Source organism: Vibrio sp. OPT20 (assembly GCF_963889365.1).
GTDB lineage: Bacteria > Pseudomonadota > Gammaproteobacteria > Enterobacterales > Vibrionaceae > Vibrio > Vibrio splendidus.
Window position 1 is genome coordinate 178,641 of sequence record NZ_CAWPOA010000052.1, and the last position, 16,254, is coordinate 194,894.

Consider the following 16,254-nt stretch of genomic DNA (forward strand, 5'->3'; position numbering starts at 1 on the left):
CAGCTTTTTATGCGAAAAATTTTTAATCTATTTTTTATTCTTTAGGTGAATATTATGATTTCGTTTTTCACCTTTAAATAAATGATACTTCGAAAAGAAAAATAAGTCTGGGCTTAGTTCACATCAATCAATTGAGTATTATGATTTTTCATGATTGATATCACAGTAAACTATCAAACCATGCTTAAATTTCGACACCCAGTGATACACCCGTTCAAATTATTCAAGGTTATGTCGTCGGATGAGTATTGCTTCACAGCATCGCGGCTTGTAAAATGGCAGAACATACATGTTGTTACTTTTTTTATGAATCATTTATCGTTTTTCTGGCTACCACAAAATAAGGCTCTTCTCTTAAAGGGTCTAGAATCAGAGTTTGCCCAACTTGTTGGCCATTCTATTTCAGCGGGAAAAATAACACTTCCTCCTATCCCTAACGTTGTGCTGAAAATTCAAAAGCTTTGCACCCTCGAATCAACCGGGATTGCCGAAGTTGCCGAATGCTTACTTGAAGACCCAGGCCTCACTGCTGTCGTCATTCGAGTGGCTAACTCTGTCGTATTCAACAGACGCAACATTACTTGTGTCGATATGATGACGGCTGTGTCGCGCCTTGGCATATTAAGAGTGCGTGACATCGTTACGGCTCAGGCTATTGAACAACTCAAGCATTCAGTCAACCTGAGTAAAGAGTGTAATGAGTTACTGGTTCAGAGCGCTTCTGTCTCCAAAGAACTCGGCGCCACTATGGTACTGGTGACCAACGGCTTCAAAGAACTATCCCCTATCGAATACCGCTACCTTGAACATGAAAAGTCACTGCTTGTTGGGTTACTGGCTGACATTGGTTTGTTCTGTTTAGTTAGCGAATACCACCTCTATCTCGAAAATGGCAATTACCTAGACCACGATATCGCCCTACAAATATTCCAAGGCCAATGTTCTGCAACCAGTAAACTGGTGCTTAATCGTTGGGGCTTCGACAGCGACTTTATTGATGTGTGCAGTAATACCATTAATAGCCACGAAGAACGCGAAGTGTCTTACTTGGATATTGCACGAATCGCTAATCACCTGCTGATGTTCAGAAACAAGGATGAGAACATCGATGATCACGAAGTTGAACTTAACGTGACAGGTGCAGAGGTGCTTTATAAATTAAGCAACTTGAGCAAACATGATTTTAATGCAAAGCTAAGCGACGTGATCAATACTAGTGGCTTCTAAGTCACTGTTAAGTGAAAAGTAAATGTAATATGAAGTAAATGCAATGGGGAAAGCATGTTTACAGGGATGATCTTTATATTTGCACCACTCGTCGTGGGGTATCTTTTTTCTATTTCGAACGATCAGACGCTAGAATTTATCAACCGCTCGACATCGCGGTTGATCTACGTGATTCTCGCGTTAATGGGGCTAAGCTTAGCCGCCCTCGATAACCTAGGCAGTAATCTGCAGACAATCCTTCTTTACACCGTCACTTTCTTTGTCTGCTTAAGTGTTTGCAACCTAATGGCACTGCCCGCTATTGATAAGTTACTGCCACTCAAAACCGACAGCAGCAAAAAGAAACTTCCCCTCTCTTCGATGGCAATGGTGTCTGCCAAACTGATCCTAGTTGTGGGTTCAGGCCTTATCGCTGGTTTAGTATTGCCTATCAGTCTTGATTGGGTTGATACCGCCAGTGAGTGGATTTTGTTTGTACTTCTCTTCTTTATTGGCATTCAACTGCGTAATAGCGGTTTAACACTTCGACAAATCTTGCTGAACAAACACGGCATGGTCATCGCAATCACGATTATCGTCACCTCAATGCTAGGTGGCGTTATCGCGGCTTACATTCTGGATATCCCTCTGTTCAAAGCCTTGGCTATGTCTTCTGGATTTGGTTGGTATTCTCTGGCTGGTATCTTGATGGGTGACGCCTTTGGTCCTGTTTATGGCGGCGCTTCTTTCATGCTTGAGCTGTTAAGAGAGTTAGTTGCCTTAGTACTGATTCCAGTGCTGATTCGCAGCTATCCGTGTACCTCTATAGGCTATGCAGGTGCTACGGCGATGGACTTCACTCTACCTGTCATTCAAACAACAGGCGGTGTTCGATGTGTACCTATCGCTATCGTCAGTGGCTTTATCCTAAGCTTGCTTGTCCCGATTTTGATGTTGTTCTTTGTATCTCTTGCTAACTAGATCGCAGGAATAGCGTTTGTTTTAGATTAGAATGCAACTCGAATACCCATGCCCAAGACACCGATACAGTTACCGAAATAAAAAGACACTAAGTGTCATTGCTCAACAAATAACGATCACGGTAACCTGTAACGACAAAGTTATAAAAAGAATAAACTTACAAAAGGAACCACTATGAAACGCCTTTGCGTCGCATTACTGCTAGCTTCAACTTCTACTTTCTCTTTTGCAGCAGATTCAATGTCTGAAACAAACCAGTGCCAAGCAAAAAAATATGATGCGTACATCGACGCCTCTTTGAATTGGTATGCCGACCTTGCTGCATTAACCTCTGAGCAATACCCAGAGCTAACAGAAGTCAGTGAGTGGTTCCTAGAAGGTCGTAAGCACCACTTTGAGCTTAATCGTGCTGCAGTAAACTACTACCTTGTGAATGACTCTAGCAAAGTGGCTACAGAACAACCTGTCGAAGGTTGGCTACAACTAGAGCAACACGACATTAAAACGCTATCAACACGTGATGATGAGCTAGGTAAAATCGCGAAAACAACGTTCGACGACCGCCAATCAACGCCTCATGCTCAAAACTACGAGTTACGTTCAGCCTTTGCAGAATTGCTTAGCCACCCTAAGCAAATCGATACGGCACTGCAACGCTACAACCAGTCAATTACTAAACTTGAAGCGATTAAGTGTAAATAACCCCTCATTTAATATGCTTTTTTGAGAAGTTGGATTTCATAATTAAGACGGGACATTGTTCCCGTTTTCGTTTAGATTGTCCCGCTCGCGTCAATATAAAAAAAAATAAATCGCTTGCTATGGTTACGGAACAAAAAACAGCAGATGTTAGCTTCGACAGTCTTTTACGTATCTTCACGGTACCTGAAGGCCCAGATTCAACACTCACTCAAATTGAAGACAAACTTTCACGAAACCTGAATCAATTCTTACGTGAACACATTGTGGCTGAAGAAAAGCCGCTGCGTGAAATTGAGAAAGATTTTTCAAATGCTCATATCCCTGAGCAGCCTGAGTTTGTTTCTGAACATACTGAGCATCTCCTCGATTCTCTCGTGTCTCACTCGGTTCATACGTCTTCGCCAAGTTTTATTGGCCACATGACGTCTGCTCTGCCGTACTTTCTGATGCCGCTTTCTAAAATCATGATTGCGTTGAATCAGAATCTAGTAAAAATTGAGACCTCCAAAGCTTTCACGCCCCTAGAGCGTCAAGTTTTGGGTATGCTACATCGCTTGATCTACCAAGATGACGATCAGTTTTATTCACGCTGGATGCACAGTGCGAACCACTCTTTGGGTGCGTTTTGTTCTGGTGGTACCATCGCGAACATTACTGCGCTTTGGGTTGCGCGCAACAATGCGCTGAAGGCACAAGGCTCGTTCAAAGGTGTAGAAAAAGAAGGCTTATTTAAAGCCATGAAGCACTACGACTACGAAGGCCTAGCCATCTTAGTTTCTGAACGTGGTCACTACTCTCTGAAAAAAGCCGCAGATGTCCTTGGTATTGGTCAAGAAGGTCTAGTGTCTGTTAAGACGGATAACGACAACCGCATTTGCACTGACGATCTAAGACTCAAGATCGAGCAACTTAAGCAGAACAAGATCAAACCTTTCGCCGTCATTGGTGTGGCTGGTACAACCGAAACTGGTAATATCGACCCGCTAAGAGACATTGCTGAGGTATGTGCCGAAACAGATTGTCACTTCCACGTAGATGCAGCTTGGGGCGGTGCGACTCTGATGTCGAACAATCATCGTCACCTGCTTGATGGCATCGAGCTAGCAGATTCAGTCACGATTGACGCACATAAACAGCTTTATATCCCTATGGGTGCGGGTATGGTGCTGTTTAAGAAACCAGATGCGATGACAGCGATCGAACATCATGCTCAATACATATTGCGTAAGGGTTCGAAAGATCTTGGTAGTCATACGTTAGAAGGCTCTCGTTCCGGTATGGCAATGCTTGTTTATGCATCGATGCACATCATCAGCCGACCTGGCTATGAACTGCTAATCGACCAAAGCATCAACAAAGCGCGCTACTTTGCCGACCTGATTAAAGATCAAAGCGATTTCGAACTGGTTTCAGAGCCTGAGCTGTGCCTACTGACTTACCGCTATGTGCCTGAGCCAGTTAAAGCGGCGCTGCTTAAAGCTGACGCAATAAAACGCGTTGAACTGAATGAGCTACTGAATGAACTGACCAAGTTTATTCAAAAGAAGCAGCGTGAAACAGGCAAGTCTTTCGTATCGCGAACGCGCTTAAATCCCGAAGCATGGGCACATCAACCAATCATCGTTTTCCGCGTAGTGTTAGCAAATCCACTGACAGGTAATGATATTCTTTCTTCAGTGCTTGAAGAACAGCGTGAAATCTCTAAACTAGCACCAAACTTGATGGGCAAAATCAACAAACTGGTTACGCAAATCAACGCATAGTCATTCAATTTTAGTTGCATCAAATTGAAAATTTCTTTCTTTTTGATGTAACTAAGCTGTCAGTTCATACTCAATTTGCATTCTTTTTGCTCAAACTCTCTTCCAATTCTGTAGTTTTCTAAAATTTTGTTGAGGTTTGTCATATTCTTAAGCATTCATGCCGTGTTTTTGTATTAGTAAATAGTATGTTGGGTTTATACTGACTCTATGGTGCTAGTTAGCTTGATATCTATTTGATGCAGCAGTATTTACAATACCGAATATAACTTTGGCTTTGTGCTTACTGATATTTGCTTCAGCCATACCCCCTGGTAAAAGATATTAACTAGCAAGTTGTTCTCTATACCCTTGTGAACACTATGAATACATTAGAAAAAATACAAAAAAACCTGGAAAATTTCAGCAAGTCTGAGCGTAAGGTAGCCGAAGTAATCATGGCTTCCCCTCAAACTGCAATTCATTCTAGCATTGCTACCTTAGCTAAAATGGCTGACGTGAGTGAGCCTACAGTTAACCGCTTCTGTCGTCGTTTAGACACAAAGGGCTTTCCTGACTTCAAACTTCACCTAGCTCAAAGCTTGGCGAACGGTACACCTTACGTGAACCGTAATGTTGAAGAAGATGATGGCCCAGATGCTTACACGCATAAGATTTTCGAATCAACTATGGCTTGTCTAGACGTTGCTAAAAACAGTCTAGACGCGATGCAAGTTAACCGTGCGGTTGACCTGCTGACTCAAGCAAAACGCATTTCATTCTTCGGACTGGGTGCCTCTTCTGCTGTAGCCAAAGATGCTCAAAACAAGTTCATTCGTTTCAATATCCCAATCACTTGTTTCGAAGACATCGTGATGCAACGCATGAGCTGCATTAACTGCAGTGACAACGACGTTATTGTTCTTATCTCTCACACTGGCCGCACAAAAAGCCAAGTTGAGATTGCGAACTTAGCTCGCGAGAACGGCGCAACAGTTATCGCTATCACAGCGAAAGATTCTCCATTAGATAAAGCGAGCTCGCTGTCTATCTCATTGGATGTACCGGAAGACACTGACGTTTACATGCCAATGGCAAGTCGCGTTGTTCAGATGACGGTTATCGATGTGCTAGCAACAGGCTTTACACTTCGTCGTGGTTCTGGTTTCAGAGAGAACCTAAAGCGAGTGAAAGAGTCACTTCGTGATTCACGTTACGAGAAGTATTCTCAGTTCTAATCTGTTAAGGCATGAACTGAGAACAAGTTGAATTAAAAAACGGAGCCTAGTGCTCCGTTTTTATTTATCTGTTTACAATGGTTTATGCAGTGAACTGTTCGAAGAACGTTAGATCGTCCAGCTATTGCCTTTCTCTACAACATTATTCTCAGACGCATAAGAGTTAATAATGGTAAAACTCGACTCGGCAGCCTGTTCTGGGGCAAGTTGATTAGCCTGATTCATTGAGGCTGTCTCATGATACCTCTCTCCACAACTGCACTCCTCGCAAACCTGCTTCAGAATATGTACAAGCCTCTGTTGATTCAATGGTAAAGGGTTTCCTTTAATCGCCACTGATTTGAGCGCATCGGCAGACACCTCATCAAACTGAGCTTCGCAGACACCAAATTCAAGTAAGCTTGGTAGCTTGAGTGTATCCAACACTTCAGATAACCAAGCAATCGCCTCTTCTTCTTTTGCTTCTACGTTACCCGTCACTATCTGAGCGATTCGCTGATAACGCGCTAATATGTCGTTTCTTTGCTGCTCTTTCGCTACTGCTATGTTTTCTAACATCACAAATGGTGCCAAGCGCGCTGTAATCACACTGTGCGGCGCAGAAATCTTACCTCCTAACGCAGAAGCTAGCCCGTGCGCTGCGCCGAGCTTAGCATTGGTTATCGCCATTCCTCCGAGCATAGAAGCGAAGGCAAGATCAGAACGCGCTTGAGGTTCATCATAGATACACGCCTGAATGACAGAACAACTCAGCTTACGCAATCCTTCTTCACAGATCATATCGGTTAACGGATTCGGTTCACCACACACATAGGCTTCCATTAAATGAGTAAATGCGTCCATCGCACCGCGGCCAGATAAATACGGATTAGTGCCATGGGTTAATGCTGGGTCAACAATCGCGACGTCAGCTAGCATGTCTGGGCTTCTAAGGCTTATCTTGACTTGGTCTTGGCCTGATTTAAGTACCGCATTTTTAGTGACCTCAGCACCGGTACTCGCTGTGGTTGGAATAGCGATAAACGGCAGTGGTTTAGTTTTAAGAGGAACATTACGCCCTACCACTTCAACATAGTCGTATAAATTACCTTGATTAGGTAAAACCGCAGCTAACGCTTTTCCCATATCAATGGCACTGCCGCCACCCATTGCCACCACCATATCAGGTTTAAATCGCCGAGCAGACGTGGCAGCCTCTTCAACCATTTTGATATTGGGTTCACCCGAAACGGCAATGTGCTGGTAACGCATACTCTGCGCATCTAGATAGTCAGTAACCAGTGAGGTGCGTTCTAATGTATTACCAGTAACCAATAACACGCTGTAGCCGTATTGATTAAAGAGAGACAATGAAGCGGGAAGTGCCCCATCACCAAAGATGATCTTTGTAGATGTCATAAATTGAAACATGGAGCCTCCTGCGCCTATGACGAAACAAAACTACGAACTCTTGGTTTTTTTGAAATTCTTGGTTTTTGGCATTTAATCTTCGGAATACAACCTTCGAAATGTAACCTTTGTACTTACAACACAATGCCTGCATCTTAAATACAAGCACACTAAAATGGGGTTACATCTGGCAGCTTACCGAATATGGTTCCATACCCAATAATAAGATGCCTCGTTCTGTGTTTGATTTTTTTGACGAGGTGCAACTTGTCACACTAAAGATGGATTAAAGTCGCAATCTTAGGGGTAATTCACACTCTAATATTAAGGGTACTTAACAATGGTAGAGGCCAGTGAACGCGACTCCGCGTTTTTATGATTAATATTTGCGCTGATAGGCAAAACCTATCGTATTAAGAGGCAATTCCATCTTTATTTCCCCATGGCATTGAGGCATAGTTGGTTTTAAGAAATTTTGAGTGGCATTCATTAAAGAATAGTTAACATAATTGAGTTAACGAGCCTCATCCCGTATTTAGGAGAAATTAAATGTTTGTAGTTATTTTTGGTCGCCCTGCTTGCCCATTCTGTGTTCGTGCAAAAGAGCATGCTGAAACTCTTAAAGCTAAACGCGATGACTTCAACTACCGTTACGTTGACATCCACGCTGAAGGCATCAGCAAAGCTGACCTAGAGAAGACTGTTGGTAAGCCTGTAGACACAGTGCCACAAATCTTCATCGACCAAGACCACATCGGCGGCTGCACAGAATTTGAAGCATACGCAAAAGAAAACCTAGGTCTTTTCGACTAAGCTAGGATTTCTCATACGAGAATCGAGGCTACGGCCTTAAACAGCTGACTAATTTAAGCGTTAGACTGTAGGATTTATATCAAGCCCGCTCACTGTAGCGGGCTTTTTTTATGACCAGTTTTCGTACGGAATAATAATAAAGTCAAAATCAAGTAAAATAGCAAAATATCGCTTATATTTTATTTATATTTAGATACAATTCACCTCTCAAACTTACCCTGTGTTTCACGCCAATTATTGAGCGACCACTGTGAATATCGACGTTGTTTTTCTGTTAGAACAAAACCCCATCCTCCTCATCTTTGTTGTTTTATCGATTGGATTAGCCATTGGTAAAATTCGTTTCGGTAGCCTCCAACTCGGCAATTCAATCGGTGTTCTGATTACTTCCCTTATCATGGGACATCTTGGTTTTTCATTTAACGCTGATGCGCTCACGATTGGCTTCATGCTTTTCATCTACTGTGTTGGTATTGAAGCTGGACCAAACTTCTTCGGTATCTTCTTCAGAGACGGTAAGCATTATCTCATTCTGAGCCTTGTGGTTCTCTCTACCGCAATTGCTTTAACGTATTTCAGTAGCCACTACCTTGGGTTAGGCTTTGGTTTATCCGCAGGCATGATGGCGGGGGCCTTAACAGCAACGCCGATATTAGTAGGTGCTCAAGATGCACTGAATTCTGGGCTTGCAGAATTACCAAGAAACATGGATATAGGCCTGATCATCGAAAACCTTTCAGTTGGTTATGCGATGGCTTACTTAGTTGGCTTAATCAGCATGATTATGTTTGCTCGCCTTATTCCAAAGCTTCAGAAAGTTAACCTACATGATTCAGCTGAGCAAATCGCCCAAGAGCGTGGCTTAGGTGCTTCAGGGCAACGTAAGGTTTACCTTCCAATCATACGAGCTTACCGCGTAGGACAAGAGCTTATATCTTGGACAGACGGTAAGAACCTTCGTGAACTGGGTATTTATCGCCAAACGGGCTGTTACATCGAACGTATTCGTCGTAACGGTATTCTTGCCCATCCAGATGGTGATGCGATCCTGCAAGAAGGTGATGAAATCGCATTGGTAGGTTTCCCTGATAGCCACGCGCGTCTCGACCCAAGCTTCCGTAATGGTAAAGAGGTTTTCGACCGTAACCTTCTCGATCTTCGTATCGTGGAAGAGGAGATTGTCGTTAAAAGTGACAGCATCGCAGGTAAGCGCCTATCCGACTTGAACCTATCTGAATACGGCTGTTTCCTTAACCGCGTAGTACGTGCTCAAATTGAAATGCCGATGGACTTAAATATCGTGCTTTCTAAAGGCGATGTCCTGCAGGTCAGTGGTGAAAAGAGTCGTGTTCACGGTCTAGCTGAGAAAATTGGTTTCATCTCAATCCACAGCCAAATGGCGGATTTGATGGCCTTCTGTAGCTTCTTCATTCTGGGCATTTTGTTTGGTTTGATCACCATGACATTCGGTCAGGTGTCGTTTGGATTAGGTAATGCGGTTGGCCTGCTTTTATCAGGTATCATGCTTGGCTTCTTGAGAGCGAACCACCCTACTTTCGGTTATGTGCCTCAGGGGGCATTGAACATGGTCAAAGACCTAGGTTTGATGTTCTTCATGGTCGGTATCGGCTTGAGCGCCGGCGGTAAAATGTTTGAACACTTGACCCAAGTAGGCCCTCAGGTCATCGGTATTGCTCTAGTAGTGAGTGTGCTACCAGTATTCTTCGCTTACTTGGTGGGTGCTTACGTATTGAAGATGAACCGAGCTCTACTATTTGGTGCCATCATTGGCGCGCGAACCTGTGCTCCGGCGATGGACATCGTAAATGACCACGCTCGCTCAACTATCCCTGCACTGGGTTACGCGGGTACGTACGCGATTGCCAATATATTGATGACCTTAGCAGGTACTTTCATCATCATAATTAGCTAGCGTCTGCTACTTTAAAAGCAGCCAAGCTTAGATATTTCGAATGCACTAATTCATCTTTGGATTAGTGCATTTTTTATTACTTCTTCTCAGCTTTTAACGCATCCCAAGTCTGCTCTTAGAGCTTTTGCATCCTGCTATTCGTATCCGCTCTTTAAATCTCTTCGCATCCCGCAACTTGAATCCCGCATCCGCTCTTAAATCTTTTCGCATCTCGTGACTCGTATCCCGTATCTGCTCTTAACTTCTCTTCGCATCTCGCCACTCGTATCCCACATCCGCTCTTAAATCTTTTCGCATCTCGCTACTCGTATCCCGCATCTGCTTTTATTTTTCCATATCTGCTTTTAATCTCTTTCCTCAAACGACAGACAAAAAAATAGGCGCTCAGTGAGCGCCTATTTCGTTTTGATTCGATTGTTTGAATTAGATGTCAGCCACATCAAATTCAACAGCAGTATCAACGTCAGCTTCGTAATCAACGCCTTCAACACCGAAACCGAACAGCTTCAAGAACTCTTCTTTGTACTCTACGTAGTCAGTCAGTTCTTTCAGGTTTTCAGTTGTGATTTGAGGCCATAGGTTACGACAATGCTCTTGAATGTCGTCACGAAGTTCTAGGTCGTCTAGACGTAGACGGTTCACTTCGTCAACTTCTGCTGCGCTGCCATCTTCTTTGTACAAACGTTGGCTGAACATGCGGAAGATCTGTTCCATACAACCTTCGTGAATACCTTCTTCACGCATCTTCTTGAACACCATCGCGATGTAAAGAGGCATAACAGGAATCGCAGAGCTTGCTTGAGTCACAACAGACTTAAGAACAGCAACGTTTGCAGTACCGCCAGTTTGGCCTAATTTTTCGTTTAGCGCTGATGCTGCACGATCTAGATCCATCTTAGCTTTACCTAGCGCGCCATCCCAGTAGATTGGCCACGTTAGCTCAGTACCGATGTAGCTGTAAGCAACAGTCTTACAACCGTCAGCTAGAACACCCGCTTCAGAAAGTGCGTTGATCCAAAGTTCCCAATCTTCACCGCCCATTACAGTAACAGTGTCTTTGATCTCTTCTTCAGTAGCAGGCTCAACGCTTGCTTCGATGATCGCATCTTTGTTCGTATCTACCGCTGTAGATGTGTACGTTTCGCCGATAGGCTTAAGAGCTGAACGAATTACTTCGCCAGTCTCTGGCATTTTACGCACTGGAGACGCCAGTGAGTACACAACCATATCGATCTGACCTAGGTCTTCTTTGATCAGGTCAATTGTTTTCTGTTTTGCTTCGTTAGAGAAAGCATCGCCGTTAAGGCTTTTTGAATACAGGCCTTCTTCTTTAGCTAACTTGTCGAACGCTGCTGAGTTGTAAAAGCCAGCTGTGCCCGGCTTTTTCTCAGTACCGGCTTTCTCGAAGAAAACACCGATAGTTGAAGCACCGCCACCAAATGCAGCCGCAATACGTGAAGACAAGCCGTAGCCACTTGAAGAGCCAACAACGAGTACACGTTTAGGTGCGTTTGCGATTGGGCCTTGAGCTTTTGTGTAAGCAATTTGTTCTTTTACATTAGCTTCACAACCGACTGGATGTGTTGTAGTACAGATGAATCCGCGAATTCGAGGTTTGATGATCATATTCAACTTCCTTAAAAAATCAGGGTAAGGATAAAAGTTTCGTACGCAAATGGCATCTAATTTCTGTAAAAATGTGGTGAAAATGCAAGTGGTTGGAGCACTCAGCGGATATTTGCTGACTAAGTCACCATTTGTTAACGCATCTATTGCGACTTCTACGACAAAAACAAAAAAGGCACCTTATTAGGTGCCTTTTATCATTTCTTTATCTAAGCAACGCTATTTAGCTTAGGTTTTAACTCTTTTCGCGTCAAAGTTTCACTAAAGTCATGACTGAAGTGGTCAACTTGAATCGCTGTGTAGCGTAGTTTATCAGCAGCAACAATTTGGTCGACTTCTTCTTGTGTCAGAACATCAGCAGCAAGTGCTTGAGCCAGTTTATCCGCAAGCAAGCCTTTACGAGCCACTTTGCCCTCTTTCACTGCTTTGAAGATCTTACGCTCCAGAGGCTTGATGCTGTACATCGCATTGAAAGCATTCTCCATAAGGCCAACACTATCATCTTCCTCTTTGCCAATGTAACAAAGGTGAGTCAGACGTTCACGGTGTGCTCCCGGAGTCATCAAGCTTTCTGCTAGTTGAACTGTTAGGTTATCACTCGGTTTCTCGAAGTGGTTACCTACAGGGAAAACTAGACCTTTAAGTACTTTACCCACCATCTTGTTCGGGAAGTTTCTGTACGCTTCTTGTAGCGACTTAGCCGCATTATGGAAACAGTGTTGAACCGCGTAGTGTACGTAGTCTAGGTCAGCTTGTTGGCGACCTTCGTCTTCATACTTCTTAAGTGCAGCAGACGCCATGTATAGGTAACTTAGACCATCACCCAAACGTGCAGAGATAAGCTCTTTACGTTTCAGTTCACCACCTAGCGTCAGCATTGCGAAATCCGCACTCACTGCAAGCGCACGGCTCAAACGAGTCAAATCTTGGTAGTAAGGCTTAGTTGGACCACTCATGTCGGCTTTAATGAACTTAGAGCCAGTTAGTGCCGCACCAAAAGCACCGAACGTGTTTTTAGTTGCGTGTGAGATGTGCTTGAACAACAAGCTATCAAAGTCTTTTGCACCTTGCTTCTCATCTGGGTTCGCTGCCGCTTCCATTTCGCTCAATACGTATGGGTGACAACGTGTCGCACCTTGACCGAAGATCATCAGGTTACGAGTTAGGATGTTCGCACCTTCTACTGTGATAGCAACTGGAATACCTAGGTAAGGCGCAGCCAAGTAGTTCATTGGGCCATCTTGAATTGCACGACCTGAATGGATATCCATTGAGTCATTCAGAATAGTACGTGCCATCTCTGTCATGTGATACTTCGCAATAGCCGTTACGATACCCGGCTTCTCTTTCATATCAAGTGAAGTAGTTGTCAGTGTACGAGTCGCTTCTAGTAGATACGTTAAGCCGCCAATACGGCCTAAACTCTCAGCAACACCTTCAAATTTACCGATCGACATGCCGAATTGCTTACGAACGTAAGCGTACGCACCAGTGGTTTTCGCCGTTAGGTGGCCCATCGCCGTGCCAAGTGCCGGTAACGAGATACCGCGACCTGCAGACAGACATTCCACCAGCATACGCCAACCTTTACCTGCGTAATCTGCACCACCGATTAGCCATTCCATAGGAATAAATACATCGTGACCACGTGTTGGACCATTCATAAACGCAAGACCAAGTGGATCATGACGCTCACCAATAACAACACCTTCGTGGTCTGCCGGGATAAGCGCACACGTGATGCCAATGTCTTCTTTGTCACCCAGTAGCTTTTCTGGATCGTGCAATTTGAAAGCTAGACCGAGTACCGTCGCCACTGGTGCTAGCGTAATGTAACGCTTGTTCCAGTTCAGTTTGATACCCAGCGTCTCTTTGCCTTCATGCATTCCCATACAAACTGTTCCGACATCAGGGATACCACCCGCATCAGAACCTGCTTCAGGGCCTGTTAGTGCGAAACAAGGGATATCTGTACCGTCAGCAAGACGAGGTAACCAGTAGTCTTTTTGATCTTGAGTACCGTAGTGAGACAGTAGCTCACCAGGGCCAAGAGAGTTTGGAACCATTACCGAAACCGCAGTACTAATACTACGCGTCGCAATTTTAGTTACGATGGTAGAGTTTGCGTGCGCTGAAAATTCACGACCGCCGTACCCTTTCGCGATAATTAGCGAGAAGAAACGCTCTTTGCGTAAAAAGTTCCAAACTTCCTCAGGAAGGTCTCGGTCTTCTTTCACAATTTTGTGGTCATCAAGCATAGCGAGCAAAGTTTCAAGTTCATTATCCATGAACGATTGCTCTTCTGCTGTCAGCTGAGGTTTTGGGTACTGGTGAAGCTTAGTGAAATCTGGTTTACCAGAAAACAGCTCTCCGTCCCACCACACGCTACCCGCTTCCATCGCTTCTTTCTCGGTGCTAGATAGTGGTGGTAGTACTTTTTTAAAGAGTTTAAAAGCTGGGTCACTTACCCATTTTTGTCTTAGAGAGCTCATAGTTCAGATCCTTTTGTTCACTATATTGTTTGTGAATATTTTGCTTTTTATTGTTTTATTCTTTTGCTGACATGCCAGCGGCCAAAAATGGAATGAGAATATCGACCACTGCCTTCGCATCTATCTTTGTGTCGTAGTCATTCTCTGCAATTTCTATTAGAGCTTGGCTAGACGCCATGGTGAAAACACAAGTCCCAAGGGTGAAGTGTAAACGCCAAAATAACTGCTCTTGAGTGAGGTTCGGATTCGCTTTCATTACTGACGTCGTAAACAGAGTCAGTACTTCGCTGTAGCGAGTTGTAATGAACCAACGCAAGTGACCTTGCACATCCGTATAACCTCGACCGATGAGTAACATAAATCGGCTGGTACCGTTTGGCCTTACATCATTCAGTGCTCTTAGCGGCTGTCTTAAAGACTCAAACACATCACTCATAGAATACGTTTCGTTCAAGTTTAAGTTCACTAAAGCGTCTTGCAATGCAGGCATAAATGCTTCTAAGTATCGATTGAGTACCGCACGAACCAGAGTCTTCTTATCGCCAAAGTGGTAGTTCACTGAAGCAAGATTGACATTGGCTTTACCCGTAATAGTGCGTAAAGAGGTGTCATTGAAACCGTGCTCAGCAAATAAGCCTTCAGCCACATCTAAGATTTTGTCTTTGGTTGTACTTCTTGGTGCCATTTCAATCACTCGTATTAAACAACTGTTTGAAATATACGCTTAGAACATTTATTTAACAAGCAAGCAACATCACATTTTCACCAATTGGTCGTACCAGTTAGCAAGAATCTGCTCTAACCGATTGAATCGATGTACGTTTAATAAAAAAGGAAAAATTATTGAATTTTCTGGGAACTGAATTAGAAATGGAGGGTCATAAATTAAGTAGAAAACAGAGTATTTAGAAGTTTAACAGGCCGTCAAACTTGTTTCTCTCCCTGCTTTCTTAATTACTGCATTTTCCTTATTAACTCCTATACTTGTATCCGCCCAAACCGCATTGGTTTGGGCTTTTTTTTGCCTATGATTCAAGCAGCTTTTAATTTCAGGCAACTTTTCTTCGGCTACCCCTGAGCGCAAAAAGCCCCCGAAACCGAGGGCTTTCATTACGTCAAGCTATGGAGCATTCCACGATGCCCATTAGGCTGCATCGTTTTTAATAAGCTCTCCCAATATTGCGAGATCATTACCAAGGTCAACTGAAACGCCCATTTCCGTAGTGATCCCTTCTACCACGATTGTTTGGACGTCGTCTCCACCATTGATTGGAATAGACAAAGCGATGTCTTCGCCATCGACCGATACTTCGATCATATCAAGAAGCTCGGCCATTTGAGTTTCGTCTTGTGGATCTTCAATCAGATCATTGAGGTCGATCAAATCACCAGAGCCATTGGTATAAAGCTCAAAGTCTTTAATGATGTCTGTACCATTATCGAGTGCAGAGTCTAACCAGGTGAAAATATTGTCATCGCTATCGCCAATAAGCAGATCATTCCCAGAGCCCGCAAATAAAGGCTCGTTACTCGCAGCACTGATCACGTTATATTGTTGTGGTTCTTCAATATCAACCGTCACCGTTTCGACTGTACTTTCAGCGCCATTTGAATCTACTGCGACATAGTCAAATTGAGGGTCATCGGTTACAGCTTCATTACCTTGTACATAACGCAACTCCCAACTGCCCCCAGTCGATGACAGCTCCATTCCAACAATTGGATTACTTGGTGATGAGTAACTGAAGTCGTAAAGAATCTGCTCATGACCAGTATCACCTTCGTCTTTTTGATACTGCTCTGTGTGGGTTGTACCGTCAGCGAAAGTATAAAGTACTTCAACATAAACATTACTATTAGTGTTAAACGACCCGCCCAAGCCATCTAAACCAAAATCAACAACATCTAATGGATTATCCGTAAAATCAAGTATCAACGTCTCCTGTTTGTTCATACCTCTACCATCAGTATCACCAATCCCATAACCAACATGAGGCTGCTCACCTTGATACTGCTTAAGTGGCTTATCATTATTATCTTCGATAGTTAATGTAATGGTATTGCCGTTAGCTAAGGTAATTAGCCTTTCGGTTGGTGATACCGCGACACCCCAATTATAGAAACCATCAACGAGA

Annotated in this window: 12 protein-coding genes; 7 read left to right on the forward strand and 5 right to left on the reverse strand. The window is 43.7% G+C overall.

Annotation, left to right across the window (positions count from 1 at the left end):
- Window positions 1-306 precede the first annotated feature (306 nt).
- The 5 genes from AACR09_RS10845 (at window position 307) to AACR09_RS10865 (ending at window position 5,866) form a co-directional block, all read left to right on the forward strand.
- Window positions 307-1,227, forward strand: coding sequence for an HDOD domain-containing protein (locus AACR09_RS10845; protein WP_004734690.1), 921 nt, complete (start codon window positions 307-309; stop codon window positions 1,225-1,227).
- A gap of 54 nt (window positions 1,228-1,281) precedes the next feature.
- Window positions 1,282-2,187: a lysine exporter LysO family protein gene (locus AACR09_RS10850; RefSeq protein ID WP_193834951.1), complete on the forward strand. Its 906-nt coding sequence runs from the start codon at window positions 1,282-1,284 to the stop codon at window positions 2,185-2,187.
- A 174-nt stretch (window positions 2,188-2,361) separates the two neighbouring features.
- A complete protein-coding gene (locus AACR09_RS10855) occupies window positions 2,362-2,889 on the forward strand; it encodes a hypothetical protein (protein ID WP_004734688.1) in 528 nt (175 codons plus the stop codon).
- Between the two features lie 119 nt (window positions 2,890-3,008).
- Window positions 3,009-4,652: a pyridoxal-dependent aspartate 1-decarboxylase PanP gene (gene panP, locus AACR09_RS10860; RefSeq protein WP_017086484.1), complete on the forward strand. Its 1,644-nt coding sequence runs from the start codon at window positions 3,009-3,011 to the stop codon at window positions 4,650-4,652.
- Window positions 4,653-5,011: 359 nt separating this feature from the next.
- Window positions 5,012-5,866, forward strand: a complete 855-nt coding sequence (locus AACR09_RS10865) for a MurR/RpiR family transcriptional regulator (protein WP_004734686.1) — start codon at window positions 5,012-5,014, stop codon at window positions 5,864-5,866.
- Between the two features lie 108 nt (window positions 5,867-5,974).
- On the opposite strand, the gene AACR09_RS10870 is transcribed toward AACR09_RS10865, so the two are convergent.
- Window positions 5,975-7,276 (reverse strand): iron-containing alcohol dehydrogenase, encoded by a 1,302-nt coding sequence (locus tag AACR09_RS10870; protein ID WP_193834952.1) that lies wholly within the window; start codon window positions 7,274-7,276, stop codon window positions 5,975-5,977.
- Between the two features lie 528 nt (window positions 7,277-7,804).
- Between AACR09_RS10870 and AACR09_RS10875 the strand changes: the two genes are divergently transcribed.
- Together AACR09_RS10875 and AACR09_RS10880 are read left to right on the forward strand one after the other, a co-directional pair.
- Window positions 7,805-8,068: a GrxA family glutaredoxin gene (locus tag AACR09_RS10875; protein WP_009847069.1), complete on the forward strand. Its 264-nt coding sequence runs from the start codon at window positions 7,805-7,807 to the stop codon at window positions 8,066-8,068.
- 250 nt (window positions 8,069-8,318) lie between these two features.
- Window positions 8,319-10,001, forward strand: a complete 1,683-nt coding sequence (locus tag AACR09_RS10880) for an aspartate:alanine antiporter (protein WP_017077841.1) — start codon at window positions 8,319-8,321, stop codon at window positions 9,999-10,001.
- Between the two features lie 423 nt (window positions 10,002-10,424).
- Here the strand turns inward: AACR09_RS10880 and fabV are convergent, their stop codons facing one another.
- The 4 genes from fabV to AACR09_RS10900 form a co-directional block, all read right to left on the reverse strand.
- Complete coding sequence (gene fabV, locus AACR09_RS10885) at window positions 10,425-11,627, reverse strand: enoyl-ACP reductase FabV (protein ID WP_029224510.1); 1,203 nt, start codon at window positions 11,625-11,627, stop codon at window positions 10,425-10,427.
- Between the two features lie 209 nt (window positions 11,628-11,836).
- Window positions 11,837-14,119, reverse strand: coding sequence for an acyl-CoA dehydrogenase (locus AACR09_RS10890; RefSeq protein ID WP_004734682.1), 2,283 nt, complete (start codon window positions 14,117-14,119; stop codon window positions 11,837-11,839).
- Between the two features lie 55 nt (window positions 14,120-14,174).
- Window positions 14,175-14,804, reverse strand: a complete 630-nt coding sequence (locus AACR09_RS10895) for a TetR/AcrR family transcriptional regulator (protein WP_029222147.1) — start codon at window positions 14,802-14,804, stop codon at window positions 14,175-14,177.
- Window positions 14,805-15,263: 459 nt separating this feature from the next.
- A partial coding sequence (locus tag AACR09_RS10900) for a type I secretion C-terminal target domain-containing protein (RefSeq protein ID WP_228010499.1) occupies window positions 15,264-16,254 on the reverse strand: 991 nt, incomplete at its 5' end.